At 69.8% G+C, this 16,224-nt stretch carries 14 protein-coding genes and 2 pseudogenes; 7 read left to right on the top strand and 9 right to left on the bottom strand.

Features of this window, described 5'->3' with window-relative positions; all coding sequences use genetic code 11:
• Positions 1–34: 34 nt before the first annotated feature.
• Positions 35–2,632, bottom strand: a complete 2,598-nt coding sequence (gene rph / locus ACIQE0_RS28045) for a rifamycin-inactivating phosphotransferase (RefSeq protein ID WP_402337344.1) — start codon at positions 2,630–2,632, stop codon at positions 35–37.
• 495 nt (positions 2,633–3,127) lie between these two features.
• Between rph and ACIQE0_RS28040 the strand changes: the two are divergent.
• A pseudogene (locus tag ACIQE0_RS28040) lies at positions 3,128–3,289 on the top strand (IS1380 family transposase); the annotation flags it as partial.
• A 53-nt stretch (positions 3,290–3,342) separates the two neighbouring features.
• On the opposite strand, the pseudogene tatC reads toward ACIQE0_RS28040, so the two are convergent.
• The 6 genes and pseudogenes from tatC to ACIQE0_RS28010 all read right to left on the bottom strand — a co-directional run bounded on the left by tatC (position 3,343) and on the right by ACIQE0_RS28010 (position 8,536).
• Positions 3,343–4,295 (bottom strand): annotated as a pseudogene (gene tatC, locus ACIQE0_RS28035) (twin-arginine translocase subunit TatC).
• A gap of 273 nt (positions 4,296–4,568) precedes the next feature.
• Positions 4,569–4,850 (bottom strand): Sec-independent protein translocase subunit TatA, encoded by a 282-nt coding sequence (gene tatA / locus ACIQE0_RS28030; RefSeq protein ID WP_402337342.1) that lies wholly within the window; start codon positions 4,848–4,850, stop codon positions 4,569–4,571.
• A 705-nt stretch (positions 4,851–5,555) separates the two neighbouring features.
• Positions 5,556–5,972: a hypothetical protein gene (locus ACIQE0_RS28025; protein WP_402337340.1), complete on the bottom strand. Its 417-nt coding sequence runs from the start codon at positions 5,970–5,972 to the stop codon at positions 5,556–5,558.
• A gap of 98 nt (positions 5,973–6,070) precedes the next feature.
• The gene (locus tag ACIQE0_RS28020; protein ID WP_366336611.1) at positions 6,071–6,499 is read right to left on the bottom strand and encodes an ATP-binding protein; all 429 of its coding nucleotides are present in this window, start codon (positions 6,497–6,499) and stop codon (positions 6,071–6,073) included.
• 620 nt (positions 6,500–7,119) lie between these two features.
• Entirely contained in the window at positions 7,120–7,908 is a 789-nt protein-coding gene (locus ACIQE0_RS28015; protein ID WP_402337337.1) for a zf-HC2 domain-containing protein, read from the bottom strand.
• Between the two features lie 25 nt (positions 7,909–7,933).
• Positions 7,934–8,536 carry a sigma-70 family RNA polymerase sigma factor gene (locus tag ACIQE0_RS28010; RefSeq protein ID WP_402337334.1) on the bottom strand — a complete coding sequence of 201 codons (603 nt, stop codon included), beginning with the start codon at positions 8,534–8,536 and terminating at the stop codon, positions 7,934–7,936.
• A gap of 516 nt (positions 8,537–9,052) precedes the next feature.
• On the opposite strand from ACIQE0_RS28010, the gene ACIQE0_RS28005 reads away from it, so the two are divergent.
• The 5 genes from ACIQE0_RS28005 to ACIQE0_RS27985 all read left to right on the top strand — a co-directional run bounded on the left by ACIQE0_RS28005 (position 9,053) and on the right by ACIQE0_RS27985 (position 13,448).
• Complete coding sequence (locus tag ACIQE0_RS28005; RefSeq protein ID WP_402337331.1) at positions 9,053–9,604, top strand: cupredoxin family copper-binding protein; 552 nt, start codon at positions 9,053–9,055, stop codon at positions 9,602–9,604.
• On the top strand, positions 9,604–10,593 hold the full coding sequence (locus ACIQE0_RS28000; protein WP_402337328.1) for a metallophosphoesterase family protein: 990 nt from the start codon (positions 9,604–9,606) through the stop codon (positions 10,591–10,593). Before ACIQE0_RS28005 ends, ACIQE0_RS28000 begins: the two co-directional genes overlap by 1 nt.
• Positions 10,590–11,039 (top strand): hypothetical protein, encoded by a 450-nt coding sequence (locus ACIQE0_RS27995; protein WP_402337325.1) that lies wholly within the window; start codon positions 10,590–10,592, stop codon positions 11,037–11,039. The genes ACIQE0_RS28000 and ACIQE0_RS27995 overlap by 4 nt, the downstream gene beginning before the upstream one ends.
• Positions 11,040–11,146: 107 nt before the next feature.
• Positions 11,147–11,425 (top strand): hypothetical protein, encoded by a 279-nt coding sequence (locus tag ACIQE0_RS27990; RefSeq protein ID WP_402337322.1) that lies wholly within the window; start codon positions 11,147–11,149, stop codon positions 11,423–11,425.
• 460 nt (positions 11,426–11,885) lie between these two features.
• The gene (locus ACIQE0_RS27985) at positions 11,886–13,448 is read left to right on the top strand and encodes an FAD-dependent monooxygenase (protein ID WP_402337319.1); all 1,563 of its coding nucleotides are present in this window, start codon (positions 11,886–11,888) and stop codon (positions 13,446–13,448) included.
• 404 nt (positions 13,449–13,852) lie between these two features.
• On the opposite strand, the gene ACIQE0_RS27980 is transcribed toward ACIQE0_RS27985, so the two are convergent.
• Entirely contained in the window at positions 13,853–15,091 is a 1,239-nt protein-coding gene (locus ACIQE0_RS27980; protein ID WP_402337316.1) for a serine aminopeptidase domain-containing protein, read from the bottom strand.
• 60 nt (positions 15,092–15,151) lie between these two features.
• Here ACIQE0_RS27980 and ACIQE0_RS27975 point away from each other — a divergent pair, with 60 nt between their 5' ends.
• Positions 15,152–15,733 (top strand): helix-turn-helix domain-containing protein, encoded by a 582-nt coding sequence (locus ACIQE0_RS27975; RefSeq protein WP_402337312.1) that lies wholly within the window; start codon positions 15,152–15,154, stop codon positions 15,731–15,733.
• Between the two features lie 83 nt (positions 15,734–15,816).
• Here the strand turns inward: ACIQE0_RS27975 and ACIQE0_RS27970 are convergent, their stop codons facing one another.
• Positions 15,817–16,110: a putative quinol monooxygenase gene (locus tag ACIQE0_RS27970; RefSeq protein WP_402337309.1), complete on the bottom strand. Its 294-nt coding sequence runs from the start codon at positions 16,108–16,110 to the stop codon at positions 15,817–15,819.
• Between the last annotated feature and the right edge of the window lie 114 nt (positions 16,111–16,224).

Raw genomic sequence — 16,224 nt, 5'->3', positions numbered from 1 at the left:
GGAAGCTACGGACAGGGCTCCTCGGAGCGGTCGGTCAGGACAGGATCTCGACGTACCCGTCCGTCCCGTGCACGCGGATCCGCTGCCCGTCCCGAATCAACCGGGTGGCCTGCTCCACGCCCACGACGGCCGGCAGGCCGTACTCCCGGGCGATCACCGCGCCATGGGTCATCAGACCGCCCACCTCCGTCACCAGGCCCGCGATCCCGACGAACAACGGCGACCAACTCGGGTCCGTGAACGTCGTGACCAGGATGTCGCCCGCCTCAAGATCAGCCTCCGCCATGTCCAGGATGACCCGGGCCCTCCCCTCGACCGTCCCGGCGGAAACCGGCAGCCCGGTCAGGGCGCCGGCCGGCACATCGTCGCGCCGGTACGCCCCGGTGACCGCCTCACCGTCCGAGGTGAGCACCCGCGGCGGGGTGAGCGCCTGATACGACCGGAACGCCTCCTTGCGCTGCTCGATGAGCGCGTCATTCACCCGGTTCGAACGCACGACGTCATGGAATTCCTGAAACGTGAGGTAGAAGACGTCCTCCTTCTCAGGAAGCACGCCGGCCTCCACAAGGCGCCCGGCCTCCTCCAACAAGGCCTGCTTATAGACGAAGTAGCGGCTGACGATGCCGTACTTCGGATACTCCCGATACCCGATGAAGGTGCGGACCCGGTCGATCATCCGCTTCGCCTCCTCGGCCTTCCCGTCCCCGTCCGGCAGGGCCCGCAAGCGGGACAGCACCTCCTGCTCCTTCGCCTGCGCCTTCTGCCGCCCCTGCTCGAAGCGCCGCTCGGCGGCGCCCGGCTCGAAGTTCCGGACGTTGTCGAGGATCACCGGCACCAGCGTGGTGGGACGCTCACGCCAACGCGGCCTCGTGATGTCGATCTCGCCGACACAGCGCATGCCGTACCGGTCGAGGTAACCCTCTATGGCCTCGCGCGCCTCGGCCCCGCCCGCAAGCTTCGGCAGCTCCTCCAGGAAGCCCTCGTCCTCGACGCCCTGCAAGAACGCCACCACCTCAGGCCGCGCACGGATCACATCCGCGACATCGAGCAGCGCCAGTCCCATCTCCGACGTGACGTTGTCGGGCGCGGACAGCGTCAGCGTGTCGGCCACGTTCTTCTCGCCCAGCCACTCCTGCAGCTTGTCGTTGAGCCACCACGTGGCCTCCATCCCAGCCATGATCGCCTGAACGCTCAACGGATCGCGCAGGACGTGCTTGTGCTCCTCGATGGCCTTGAGCAGGAAGTCGAACAGCGCCGGTCCGGACTTCGTCCGGATGTCGCGCTCCAGAGCCGCGACGACCGCCTGGCTGCGCTCGATCAGCTCGGCGACGATGCCCGGATCGGTCTCGATCGGGGCGGGGGCACCGCCGGCCGGGCGCCCACCGGGACCCGCGTCCGGCACCGGCAGGGGGAAATCGTCACGGTCCAGGACGGTCTCCAGAGCATCCCTGACCAACGGATCTCCCCTCCCCATGAGGTCCAGGAGAGCGGCACGGTTCACGGGCGAGGCCAGGCGCCCGGTGGCGTCGACGAACAGCCTCCCGCCGGCCGCATGCATCGGCACCATCGCCGTCAGCTGCCACATGGAGAGCCCCAGAGGCTTCATGGCGTCGGTCATCATCTGCTGATGACCGACGGAGACATAGACGTGATTGTCCTGGTCGCCGATCTCGGGGAGGGGGAACAGCGTCGTGATCGGCCGGCTCTGCACGATCCGGAAGCCGCCATCGACCAGGCACCACTCGATGTCCTGCGGACGACCGAAATGCGCCTCGATCCGCCGCCCGAGCCGCACCAGCCGCACGACCTGCGCATCCGTCAACGCCGGCTGCTCCTGCCGCTGCGAGCCGATCGCCACCTCCTGCGTACCGCCCGCCGGCAGGGCGTGAACAGCACGCTGTTTGGCGGCGATCGTCCTGGCGACGACCTCACCGTCGCGCACCGCGAAGACGTCCGGGTTCACCAGGCCGGACACCAGCGCCTCACCGAGGCCGAAACCGGCGTCCACGGTGGAGACCTTCCGATTGCCCGAGACCGGGTCGGCCGTGAACAGAATGCCGGCCGCATGCGGGAAGACCATCTGCTGCACCACCACGGCCATGTGGACCGTACGGTGGTCGATGCCGTTGCGCTGACGGTAGGTCACGGCCCGCTCGGTGAACAGCGAGGCCCAGCACCGGCTGACGTGCCGGAGGATCTCCGCCGGCCCTACCACGTTCAGGTACGTGTCCTGCTGCCCGGCGAACGAGGCCGTCGGCAGGTCCTCTGCCGTCGCGCTGGACCGGACGGCGCAGGCGGCCTGCTCGCCGAGCCTGCCGAGCGCGCGGGTGATCGCCGCCGCGAGATCGCCCGGGATGGCAATCCCTTCGATGGTCCGACGCATCTGCGCACTGAGCGTGCGCAGCACCTCCCGGTCGTCCGGCTCCAGGCGCGACAACCGATCGAACAGACCGTCCATCGACGGCGCTTCCGCCATGATCCGCCGGAAGGCGTCCGTCGTCACGCAGAAGCCCCCCGGCACGCGGATGCCCTCGATCCGCGACAGCCCGCCCAGATGCGCACCCTTGCCGCCGACGACCGCGACCTGCATCTCGTCGACTTCTTCCAGACCCAACACGTACTGCTCAGTCACTGCGACACCTCCAAGGCAACCGTGCTCCGTCGTACTGCGGTGGCCGATCGCCTCACCGGCGCCCCCACCTCTGCCGAACCCCTCGTCGAGCACGCCCTCATCCCTGATCGCCTTCCCTCTGACGAACCGGCCGGCCGCCCCGCCCGGTCAAGCGGCGCGCACCCCCGCACCTCCGCCCCGAGCACCCACAACTGCACTGACCGTCCCACCGCTGGCTCGACGTCAGCGTCTCCCGCATACGCCGACAACAACACACGCACGTCGTGCCCTCATTTCCGCAGGTTGTGGCATCGGCCGATGATTCTGCGCCCTACCCCGGGCCTTGTGGCAAGCCCCCCTGTGCGCTATATGTTGAGAGTGGCAAGGAGAGTGTTCTCCTTGCCATTGCCATTGCCGCCCGACGGAACTGACAAGCCTCTCGCGAAGGAGAGGCGCGACGCCTACGCGTACGCGGCGTCGGCCCAGGCAGATGTCGTGGACACCGGCGACGGGCCGGTGCCGGCGCACTCCGAGACACAGGACGCCAACGCGACCTGGAAGCGGACCCCCGTACACCACCCCCTGGTCGCATACGTCGACCACACAGCAGCCGGGCCCGGGAAACCAGTGGCCGTACCGCTGCGGCCGGGCAACGCCGACAGCAACACCGCAGCCGAGGAAGCCGAGCCCTCACGAGCCACCGCACCAAACCCGACCCTGCGGAAGGCCCCTCAGGTCACGTCGTCCCACCGCCGGCGCGGTCGGCGTCAGCGTCCGGCTGCCCGGGCAGGCCCTGGCGGGCGGAGACCGATTCCACCTCGCCGATGTCCTGCGGCGTGACGTCGAGGTCGGAGATCTCGTCATCGCCTGGTCCCGCTGCCTCTCTTCGGGCCTTGCGCCGGTCATGGAGAAGCGAGAAGACGACGGCGGCGAAATAGAGCACCCAGATCGGCGCGGCCAGCGCCAGCATGGTCAACGGGTCCGCGCTCGGCGTCGCCACCGCCGAAAAGATCGTGATCCCCATGACCATGCCGCGCCACCGGCCGAGAATCCGTCGGCCGGACAGCATCCCGGTGAGGTTCAGCATCACCAGCAGCAGCGGCATCTCGAAGGCGAGACCAAAGACCACCACCATGCGGGTCACGAGGTCGAGCAGATCGTCCAACGGCAGCAGGTTGTCCACCCCGTGCGGGGTGAAGCCGATCAACACCTTCGCGGTCGCGGGCAGCACCCTGTAGGCGAAGAAGGCGCCGCCGAAGAACAGCGGCACGCCCGCGCCGACGAACGCGTAGGCGTACTTCCGCTCGTGCCTGTGCAGACCAGGGGCAACGAACGCCCACAGCTGGTACAGCCATACCGGCGAGGCCAGCACGACGCCGGCCATCAAGGACACCTTCAGCACCAGGGTGAAGGGCGCCAGCAGACCGCTGATCGTGATCCGCGCGCAGGTGGTGTCCGCGGTCTGCCTGGCCAGATCGGCGAAGGACGTCGGGCAGCCGACGGAGTCCAGCACCGGCCTGGTGAGGAAGTTGACGATGCCCTTGTAGGAGAAGGCCGCGGCGATCGTGACGACCAGGATGGCAAGAACGGCCTTGGCGAGCCGGTTGCGGAGCTCACGAAGGTGCTCCGCGAGCGGCATCCGCCTCTCGGGATTCTTCTCCTTGTTGCGGGCCGAATGGGACACGCCACGTCCTCATCTCGTGCGGCAGAGCGGGAACCACCGGCCCTGCGTTGGTACTTGATCGTCCCCGCCACTCGGTGGGGTGCGAGTTGGCCACGGCGCCGGGTGCGGCCGGCAGCGCGTCCAGGAGGCAGTCGGCCCAGGTCGGTACCCCGTGCCGCGAGCTGATCTGCCCTGACCGGCCCGAGGGCGGGCGGCTGACGAAGGTCCGTGGACCGTCCGCCGTCACGCGCCGCCCTCTCGTGCGGGGATGAGCCAGGGCGCGCAGGACCGGGCTCAGTCTCCGTGGCCGGTCGGACTGTCCGTGGGGGCGGTGCGGGCGCTGGCGGTGTCTCCGGGAGCGTCCGAGACCGTCCGCGGTCCCGGTGCAGGCTCGGACTCGGGGCGCGGCTCGTTCGAGGCGCCGTCGTCCTTCATGGCCTTGGTCTCGCTCTTGAGGATCCGCATGGACTTGCCCAGCGCCCTGGCCATGTCGGGAAGTCTCTTCGAGCCGAAGATCAAAACCACCACCGCGACCAGGATCAGCAGATGCCAGGGTTCCAACGCATTGCGGAACATCGTCACACCACCCCTTCGAACGCGCCGGCCTTCAGACCTGCCTCGGCGATCCGTGCCGCTTGCTCCCGCGCGGCAGCGGTGAGAGCGGGAGCGGGAGTGCCCGCGGCGCAACGTGGAGCGCCGCCCCAGGCATGCGCCCATCGGGCTCCGGGCGCGCGCAGGCCGGCGTCCGCGCCCGCGGTCTCGTGCGCGGGCGCCTGGGAGGTGGTTTCCCGGTGCACTGGGCACGGCGGTTTCACTGGTGTCCGCCGCCGGCGCCATCGGGAGATGCGCACGGCGTCGTCCAGCCAAGCCACGCACGTGAATGCATCGCCCGTCGCCGCCGCAACGGTGGGCAGCTCGACCGGCAACGGGTGTACAACGAGGCGCAGTTCGCCGCCTGATATCTGCCCGGCCACCGGTGCCGGCTGCCCGGTCCGCGGAGTGTACGGGGGCGTTGGGGTCGGCTGGCGACCCAGCCGCTGCCCCTGGGAGCAACCACGTTGGGGCATCCGGCACAGTCGATGGGTCTTCACGTTCGGCCACGGTGTGCTCATCGGCTTTCCCTGGATCGGCCGTTCCTCTCGCCGACCGGCGCGCTGCTCACACGTGGCTGTCGGGTGCGGAAGGCGAGGCGAGTGGAGTCGGCCGGCTACAGCGGGGGACTGCCGGGTGTCGATGTCCTTGCGGGTCATGTCTCCTTCTTCCGGTCGGGCCGGGGCCCAGTCAGCTGCCGGGGCACCCGGCGGCCGTCCAAGCGGCGTACTCCTGGCGGACGTAGAGGCGGTGGCTGGGCGCGAACGCGGTCGCGTCGGGGTGGTGCGGGCCGGCCACCAGGTCGGGATGGCGGCGGTCGTGCAGAACGAGTTGCTCGGCGGTTTCGGCAGCGGCCGCGGCCGGGCCGGGGCTGGGGTCGTCCAGGGCCATCCGGTCCATGAGGGCTGCCTGGCGGAGCCGCCAGGCGCGTTCGGCGGCCGCCGCATCGACCGGAGGGCCGGTGACGGGCCTGGCCTGACGGCCGTCACGTTCGGCCCCGAGAGCGAGCACGTGGTGCATCTCGCGGCGCAGGTCCGGCGCATGCGCGTACGCCTCATGCGGAGACGGGGCGCTGATGACCTCACCGCAGTCCGGGGTGACGTCCACGTTCACACCTCCGCCGGTCCGTAGGGGCGGGACCCGTCGCTGTACGGCAGCGCCGGCCCCGGCAGGGGAGCGCAGCTCGTGCCGCACGCCCGGCCCGGTCATGACGAGCACCTCAGACAGGCACGGACTTCGCGGCCGCTGCGTGTCTGGTGGACCTCGGTCGACTGGGCGAGGCACTGGACGATGCCGGTGCCGCGGCCGTGTTCGTCGGGGGCGATGTCCGGGCGATGGCGTTCCACGGGCGTGCCGGAGTCAGTGACCACAATGTGCAAAGTGCCGTGGTCGAGGGCGAGCAGCAGGGTCATGCGCTCGCGGCCGTACCGCGCGGCGTTGGCGGCGAGTTCGTCGACGATGAGAACGGCGGAGTCCCGCTCGCTTGCGGGCACGCTCCAGGACTCCAGCAGATCGGCCGTGAAGTGACGAGCGGTGGCGACGTGCGCCTCCTGCGCGGGCAGGGTGAGCAGCGCCTGGCGCCGGCAGGGCCGGCCGAGCAGCGAACTCGGACTGGGGGAATCGGTCACAAACATGGTCTTCCGGCTCTTCCGTGGAGGTGCGGATGCTGGAACGGTGAGACCGCCGATAGCTTCCGGGACGGTCGGTGGACGGGATCCTGCATGGCGCGCTCACTGAGTTCCACGGGCGGCGCATGCCGAACGGTTCGAGTCATCCGCCCCTTTTGTGCGACTTCTTGTGAGCCATGCAGCGCGGCCCGCCCGGACCCACTCGCCTCTGCCGGACCTCGATGCCGTACGCGGCCGGACCAGACACCGGCGCCTCGGTCTCCTCGCCCGTGGTTTTCCGGGCGGCGTCGCGGAAACCTCACGCCGCAGAGCCGGACGACCGTCCCTGCCTGCATCTCGGCTTGATCGCGACACTCGGCGCGCAGGCATCCTGGATCCCCTTCTCCGGGCTGCACGAACTCCGGAGGAAAAGAAGAGCTGAGGCTGTCGGCCGGTTGGTGAACCGCATCCCGCGGCTCGCGCGGGGGAGGGGAGAACACCTCGGCCGGGCCGTCGTGCAGACCGGACGGCGCCACCGGCCAACCGGACAGGGAGTGCACGCCCCGCCCGCAGCACGACCCTTCGGCGGCGACGTCCTCTTGGCCGCCTGTGCCGCCGTGCGCTCACACCCGACAGCCGCGGTCGCGTCACGCCCGCATGGTGACCAGCTTCTGACCGTTGTCTGCGTGGATCTCGAAGCTCTTGATGGCTCCCGGGGACAGGGCAGTCGCTCCTGGGATCGTGGTGCCGGGCGCGTACTGGCCTGCCCGCCAGGTAGCGACATCCGTCCTGGCTCCACCGGGCCCGACCGCCTGCAGTCGGCAGGTGATTCCGGCGGGTGCGCCCTTGGCGTAGGCCTGCAGGGTGCTGCCCCAGGCAGAGGGCGAGACCTTCACCGAGGCGGAGACGCCGGTGGTGGGATCGCTGCCGGAGAAGGTGCGCCAGGTAGCCGGCGCGGTCGGCCCAGGCGGCTTCGCCACACTGCCCACGGATCCGACAGCCGCCAGCCATGTGCCGCCGGCCGCTGCCGCCATGAGCGCCAGCGAGGCGGCGGCGCCGGCCAGTTGCAGACGCCAGGTCCTGCGGCGCCGGGACGCGGCCTGCTGGAGCAGTCCCTCCAGCACGCCCCCCTCTGGTGCCTGCGACCCCGCGGGCGTGGCGGGCCGTTCGGGCGGGGGGCCCTGCGCGTCTTCGGCTGCCCGTGCCACCAGCCGGTCGGCCAGCTCCCCGTCGGCCGCCAGCACCGTCCGGCCCGTGGCTTCGGCCTCGGTCACCATCGCCAGCAGGTCGGGAAATCCTGCCAGCTGGGCGTATTCGGCCTGGCATTCGGCGCATTCCGCGAGGTGGACGCGTACCTGTTCCCGTTCCGCCGAGGGCAGCGTGCCCAGGACGTATCCTCCCAGCGCCAGTCGGAGGGCGTCGTGCTCCGCAGTCATGGTCGCCGCCTTCCGCCCGTCACGGTCATGGCTCGATCCCCCGCTCCTGTAGCGCCAGCCGCAGGGCATGCAGGGCGTAGTACGTCCGCGACTTCACAGTGCCCAGCGGGATGCCCAGTACCTGCGCGGCCTCCACCATGGTCCGGCCGCGGTAGTAGGTCTCCAGCAGGACGGCGCGGTGGTCCGGGGACAGCGACCGGATCGCGTCGGCAATCTCCCAGCTCTGCAGTGCCTGCTCGATCTCGTCCTCGCCAGGTCTCTGCTCGGCGGCTCGCTCCAGCACCTCGCCGCCGACCTCGGCCGGCCTGGCCTGCCGGGCCCGATGGGCGTCGATGACCAGATGCCGGGCGACCGTACACAGCCATGCCCGGGCCGGGCCGCGTGCAGGGTCGAACGCGGTGGGATGCTGCCACGCTCGCAGCATGGTCTCCTGCACCACATCCTCCGCCCATTGCCGATCTCCTGAGGTCAGTCGCAGCACGTAGTGGAAAAGTGCTCCCGCGTGCTCCGCGTACAGAGTGCGCAGCAGTTCCTCGTCTGCGGTCGAAAGGGTCCCTCTACCAGAGACACGGTGCGCGGAGCGATCCGGATCGGTCCTTCGGCCGCGTTTTCGGGAACTCCAGGGCATGAGCTGATCATCGCGCACATACACCGCTTTGTCCTGTAACGCACGGAATGCCGCACGTGGCGCTCTGTGGCCGCGGCGGGCGATACGTCCCTGCCAGGCCCTGCGACACCACCAGGACCAAGCGTGCGCGGCCCCCAGGGGAGGTCGGCCGATCCGCCGCGGCATCAAGAGGTCTCACAAAAAGTGCGTATCTACCGAACCGTGGGAACCCCGCCGTCCGTGGAGCCGGACAAGAGCCGACTCGCACGCAATTCCCCATCGATTCCCCACGCAACAAAAGGGGGACCAGAGGTGACCGAAAAACGCCGCGCGACGCACGCACTCCCGGCACCGGCCACGCCCACCCCGCCCCCGCGCACCGAAGCCGGCGACACCGCACAACCTCGACCGGTGCCCGATCGCCGGGCCCGTGCGGGGCACGCGCCCACGTACACGGCATCCCCACACATCCCCGCGGTTGCGTGCGCCCAGCCGGAGCGGACCCCGTCTCCACCCGATCAGTGAGGAACGGACACCATGTACCTGAACTTCCGCACACCAGCCCGTCGATCACGGGCCGCGGCCGGACTGGCCGTCGCCACCCTCGCCACCGCCGGCACCCTGGGGCTCCTCAGCTCGTGCGGCCAGCCGTCGCATTCCTCACCCACCGGAGCCGGCGCCCTCACACCCGGTCCGGGCCAGCACCAGACGGCAGGCATGCCCGGAGCCACGGGGCCGGGGAACACGACAGGCTCCACTTCCGGCCACTCGCCGATGCCCGGCATGCACAAGCCGATGAACCCTTCGGGCACGGGCGCACCGACCGCACCGGTCGCCGGAAACACCGTGGCGATCAAGAACTTCGCGTTCTCCCCGACCACGCTGAAGGTCAAAAAAGGCACGACGGTGACCTGGACCAATCGGGACACCGACGCCCACACCGTCACCAGCGCCGGATCGGGCGGCCCGCTGCATTCAGCCGCCCTGACCACCAACGCCACCTTCAGCTACACGTTCACCAAACCCGGCACCTACGCCTACGTCTGCACCATCCATCCGTTCATGACGGGCACCGTGGAGGTGACCTGATGACCGACCACTACGACAGCCACGACGGGGCATCGACCGGAGACACCGGCCGGCCCGATACCGAACACGGCATGAATCGACGCCAACTCCTGCGGCACGCAGGGTGGTTCGGCGGCGCGGTGGTACTGACCGTCGCCAGCGGCGAGGTGATCAGCCACATCGCGGGCTCCCAGGACACCAACGCCAGGGCCGCTGCAGCCGGAAGCGGCACGTTGCGGTTCGTGCAGGTCTCCGACAGCCACATCGGATTCCAGGGACCGGCGAACCTGGACGTGGTCGGCTCCTTCACCGAAGCGGTCAACCAGGTCAACTCGCTCGGATTCAGACCGGACTTCGTCATGCACAGCGGCGACCTGACCCACCTGTCCACGGCCGGGCAGTTCGACCAAGTCAAGCAGCTGATGACCGGCATGAAGACAGACCGCATCTTCACCGTGCCGGGCGAGCACGACTCCATCGGCGACGCAGGCCGCGCCTACCGGCGGACCTTCGGCATGGGCACACTCGGCGACGGCTGGTACAGCTTCGACACCCACGGTGTGCACTTCATCGCCCTGGTCAACACCCTGAGCCTGGAGAAGCTCGGCCACCTCGGCAACGAACAGATCGACTTCGTTCGCAAGGACATCGCCGGACTGTCGTCGGACACCCCCCTCGTGGTCTTCAGCCACATCCCGCTGTTCGCCATGTACCCGCAGTGGGGTTGGAGCACCGACGACGCCCTCAAGGTCATCGCCCTCCTGCGCCGCTTCTCCTCCGTCACCTGTCTCAACGGACACGTCCACCAGCTGTTCACCAAGACAGACGGCAACATCACCTTCCACTCCGCCACCACCACGGCCTACCCCCTGCCCAAACCGGGCCGCGCCCCCGCCCCCACCCCGCAGGTCGTCCCCGCCCGGCAGCTCAAAGAGGCACTCGGCATCCGCAGCGTCGGCTACCGCCAGGGCGACCGCGAACTGGCCATCAAGGATCAGAGGCTGGCATGAACACCCGAAGACTCCCCGCCCCCGTCCTGCGGGCGGCAACCGCCGCAACCCTCGCCGCCGGCGGATACCTCCACGCCCAGCTCTACCTCGACGGGTACCGCTTCATCCCCGTCATCGGCCCCCTGTTCCTGCTCCAGGCCGGCGCCTCCTTCGCACTCGCCGCCCTCCTGCTGATCGGGACGCCACCCCTGCTGCTACGGACCGCCGCGGCAGGCATCGCGCTCGGCGCCCTCGGAGGCTTCATCGCTTCGCGCACCGTAGGCGTCTTCGGATTCACCGAGCACGGTCTCCAGCCCGAGCCGCAAGCCATCCTCAGCCTCCTCGCCGAAACCGGCACGCTCCTGCTCCTCGCCATCTGGCAGGTGACGATGACCAAACAACCCCGCGCTGCCGAAACGCCCGTCAGGACACCCGACCGGGCCACCACCCGCACACCATCCCACTGAACCACCACGAAGCCGCCCGGGATGCCTGCATCCCGGCTCGGGGGCGGCGGGCCCGGCGGCGCTGCCTGCGCCGCCCGCCCCTCATCAGGAAACCAGGGAGTACCCCCATGTACCTGGAACCGCGCCCGGGAATCGCCTGGCCGACCCCGCACCTCCGCGAACTGAAGGATGCCGTACGCGCCCTGCTCGGCCTGGACGACGACACCGCCGTCATATTCCGCCAACTCGTACTCGTCTGTGGCGAATTCGGCTGCCCCCAGAGGGAAACCGTCGTCGCGGTGCTGCCGATGGACGGTGAGGCCCAACGCTGGACTCTCCACCGACCCGCTGAGCAGATCACCGAGAACGAGCTACGGGCCACCCTGCTCCACCACCGACCGAGCTGACCGGAACCTGACCTGACTGCCCCGGCCCTGCCGCCTTCAGGAGCCATAGAGGTCAAGGGAATCCGGCGTCGTTCGGGAGTCCGGCCCGCTTGGTGTCGCGTCCACCCATGGCCGTCGTTTGCATCAGGGGACTTTGGACAACAGCGAGCCGGTATCGCTGTCGATGATCAATCGCCGCACGGCGTCGACGACGCACTGGGTGGCAGACTCGTCGTCAAACCGCGATGGACAGACCGCATTGGCGCGTACGGAGTACGGTGCTCCGCCGCTACTTCAAGCCGTCCCCAGAGGCGATCGCCGAGCGCACGAGCCTGCTCGCTCCCGGCGATAACAGCCGATGAGCCTCGTTCCTTGATCGTTCTCAGCGCTAACGGTGCCGGCCCCATTCTCCTCGCGGGGCCGGTCCCTTGACACCGCGGCACCTTTTTGGCCTTTTCGGCCCTCGGTCATAGTCGGCGCCATGGACTATGACGTAGTGGTGGCCGGAGGCGGCCCGGTCGGACTGATGCTGGCCTGCGAGCTCCGGCTCGGAGGCGCGCGGGTGGCCGTCCTGGAGCGCCTCACCGAAGTGGACCCGACGATCAAGGGTGGGGCGATCACCACGCCCAGCGCCGAAGCGCTCTACCGCCGAGGCATGCTGCCCGCGCTGGCCGAGGTGCAGCGGCAGGCGACGGACCGCTTCCAGGCGTTCATGCGTGAACGGAATGGCAGGCACGGAGGCGGGGCCGCGGGCCAAGGGCTCGGGATCGTCGGGCACTTCGCCGGAATCATGCTGCGCGCCGACCTGGTCGACCGTACGGAGCCGGGCCTCGGCGACACCGGACCCGCCGGCGAGATCGCTTTCGTGGCGCAGCAGGACATCGAGCGGCTGCTCGGCGGGCGGGCGGACGAGCTCGGCGTCGACGTGAGCCGGGGAGTGGAGCTGACCGGCTTCGACGCGGACGACGGGGCCGTCACCGTGCGGACCAGCCACGGGTCGATACGCGCCGGCTGGCTCGTGGGCTGCGACGGCGGCCGCAGCACGGTCCGCAAGCTCGCGGGGTTCGAATTTCCCGGTACGGACCCGGAAATCACCTGTCACCAGGCGATAGTGGAGATGACCGGCACCGAGGACCTGAAGGTCGGCTGGACCGCAACGGACACCGGGGTATACGCCCACGGGCCGATGCCGGGCCGCGTCGTCACCGTGGAGTTCGACGGCCCGCCGGCCGACCGGGACGCGCCGGTCACCACCGAGGACCTCCAGGCACGGCTGCGCCGCGTCTCCGGCGTGGACGTCACGATCACCGAGGTGCGGACCGCCACCCGCTTCACCGACCACGCCCGCCAGGTCACCGAGTACCGCAAGGGCCGGGTGCTGCTGGCGGGCGACGCGGCGCACGTGCACTCCGCGTTCGGCAGCCAAGGGCTGAGCCTGGGCATCGGGGACGCGATGAACCTCGGCTGGAAGCTCGCCGCGGTGATCGGCGGCCGGGCGCCGGAAGGGCTGCTGGACACGTACACCTCCGAGCGGCACCCGGTCGGTGCGTGGGTCCTGGACTGGACCCGCTCCCAGGTCGCGGCCATGCGCCCGGACCCGCAGTCCCGGGCCCTGCGCGAGATCGTCAACGACCTGGCGGAGACGGTCGTGGGCACCACGTACCTCACCTCGCGGCTCAACGGTGGCGGGGTGCGGTACGAGCTGCCGGGCGAGCACCCGCTGACCGGCCGCAGCACCCCGGACCTCGAACTCACCGACGGCGGCCGCCTCGCGGACCACCTCCACGGCGGCCGGGCGCTCCTGCTCGACCTCACCGACGACCCGGAGCTCCGGGCCCTCGCTGCGGGGTATGCCGGCCGCGTCGACACCCTGACGGCCGGCTGCCCGTCCCGCCCGGAACTGGCGGCGGTCCTCGTCCGTCCGGACGGCTTCACGGCCTGGGCGGCCGACGCGAGGGCGCAGGCGCCGACGCCGACGGCCGGGCTGTCGGAGGCGCTGGAGGAGTGGTTCGGAGTGCCAGAGGGTGCGGTGACGCCGGGCTGATCCATCGTTCTGTTGACTGACTCGAACCACGAGCCAATCCCACCCACGGCCGCCGCACCAGCCCCGTGTGGCGGCCGCCCGCACCCCAGTCCCGGCCCAGCAGCAGCCCGGAGCTCTCACCGGCCGCCCATGTCGGACGGGCTCGTTCTTCAGGTCTGGCCGCACCAGGTGGACGCCCAGGTGGCGGGTGGAGGGGAAGCCGAGCAGGACCTGGGCGACGGCCAGGCACAGTAGTTCGGCGTCTGTCAGTTTCGGGGGTCGCCCGATCCGGCGACGCGGGGCCACATGGTCGTCGATGAACACGTAGAGTGCCGCCAGAAGGGCGTCCAGGCTGGTAGTCACACACGAGCCAACGGGCGCCCTTCGCCATAGTCGCGGCCGGCACAAACATCGGACTCATTCATCTAGCGGTTCAGCCAGGTCGCGATGTCGTCCACCACGGCCGGCTCGACATGCCCGGGACGGGCGTACTCGGCCGGCGTGGGACGCCCGCTGCCGGGAAAGAAGAGGTGGTTGGCGTCCTGGTGGATCCGGAACGCCACCTCGGGCCGGTGTGCCAGAGCGGCCTGCCAGCGCGTCAGGTCATCGGCAACGGTCACCTGGTAGTCCCGACCACCCTGCAGAATCAGCATCGGACAGGCCAGTCCGGCTGCCGTGGCCACCGGATCGTAGGCACGCAGGTCGAGCCAGTAGGCGGCAGAGAACCCCAACGGCAGGAGATGCGAGGGCGTGTCCGGAGTGAGCTCGGCACTGGCCACCACTGAGGCCTGACCAAGGAGCGTGGCCACCAGCTCATCCGAACTCGCGCCAGGGGAAAGCGTCGCGAGATAGCGCGCCACCCGGACAGCAGCCTCATGCATCGGCTGCGCGTCCGCAGCGAGCAGCGCCAGGCCCGCGATCGACGGGTCGGCGGCGGCGATCCGGGGCGCCACCTTGCCGCCCATGCTGTGGCCGAGCAGATGGATCCGGTCCGCGGCCACTTCGGGCAGCTGCCGAAGAAGTCGGACGGCGGCGAGCGCAGACGGCAGGTACTCGTCGGCCATGGTGAAATGCGGCGACAGGCGATCCGGGTGCGCGAACGTCACCTTGTCGAAGCGCAACACGGCCACCTGCCGGGAGGCGAGACCCCAGGCGAGATCCTTCAACGGCTTGTTCGGGCCGCTCCTTCCGTCCCGGTCGAACGGGCCGCCACCACTGAGCAGCACGACGGCCGGCCATGGCCCGGGGCCAACAGGCAGACTGAGCGTCCCCGGCACAGCAAGCGGTCCCGTCCCGACCAGCACCTCCCGCTCGGTGAACCGCTCCGCTTCCGCGTACTGCGGTGTCTGCCACTCGGCGCTCCCGTGCGGATCAAGTCGCAACCCCTGCAGCAGGCCGTCGCCGCCCACCGATACGACCACGGCGAAGCTGCCGCTGGTACAGGTCACCGGGATGCTCACACGCACCAGACCGGCCTTGCCGGCCGCCTCGACCACCGGCTCCTCGACCGACTCGAACCCGCCGTGCCCGGCAACCTCGGTCACCCACGCGAGCCGTAACGCCGCAGCGGAGACCGCGGCCCGCAGGGGAGGTGCGAAGAGTTCCACGGCCTCGTCGAAACGCTCTGCCCGAAGCCGCGCAACGAAGCCGCGCGCCTCCTCCAACGCCCCACCCTCATCCATTCTCATACTTGAGAAAGGTAGCAGTCGTGAGAGAGTTGGGCCATGGACTCCCTGACCCTGCTCGCACACCCCATCCGGTTGCGGATCGTGCATGCGATGGGCGGCGGACGACTACTGACCACCGCTCAGCTCTGCGCCCGAATCCCCGAAGCCTCCAAGGCCACCGTCTACCGCCACATCGACCTCCTGGTGGACGGCGGGATCCTCGAGGTCGCCGAGGAACGCAGAGTGCGCGGGGCAGTACAACGGCACTACCAGCTGCGACAGAACCGAGCCGTGATCGACTCAGAAGCAGTCCGCACGCTCGGCCCCGAAGACCATCGACAGGCATTCGCCACCGCCATGACCGCCCTGCTGGCCGAGTTCAACGCCTACCTCGACCGCGAGGGCAGCGATCCGGTGGCCGACCAGGTGGGGTACCGGCAACACGCACTCTGGCTCAGCCCGGGGGAACTGGAGGAACTGATCAGCGAAATGCGTGCGGCCATCGTCCCGAAACTGGCCAACCGGCCGAGCCCCGAACGGGCCCAATACCTGCTCAGCCCCATCCACTTCCCGATAGAGCCCCGACAGCAGCCGGCCGAGCCACCGACGACCGAAGCCGAGCACCAGCCGGGCACGTGACCGGCCGGACAACTCCGCGCCGTCCCACCGAAACGCCCTCGCCCGGCAGTTGAGGCGAGGGCGGATCTCGCCGGCCGAACCCCTCAACCGAAGGGCGGCCCGGTATGCGAGATCTCGTGCTTGAGCACCTGATCGTCGTTGATGTCGACGGATACGGACGGGCGCGGTGCCACCGTCCGAAAGGCGCCGAGGGCCTCCTGCGACTCCCAGTGCTCGAAGTTTTTCACCCGGCCCGGCTCGACCGGGCCGGGTGAGATGGACAGATCGAGGCAGCCCGGGTGGCTGCGCGCCGCCTCCACGATGACGCGGTGCTCCTCGACGAATCGACCCCTGCCCTCCGGATCCACATACAACTTGCCGGCAACGATGACGGACACGCCGGTCTTCCCCTCTCTCGTATCTTCGGGGAGACAGCCCAGGCAAGGGCCGACCGGACGGCTGCGGCCCACGTATGTGGACTTTCGACATCCGCGAGACTCATCGCGCGAATT

Source organism: Streptomyces sp. NPDC093097 (assembly GCF_044754325.1).
GTDB lineage: Bacteria > Actinomycetota > Actinomycetes > Streptomycetales > Streptomycetaceae > Streptomyces.
The sequence above is the reverse complement of the archived record's forward strand: the minus strand, read 5'-3'. Positions and strand labels throughout refer to the sequence as shown.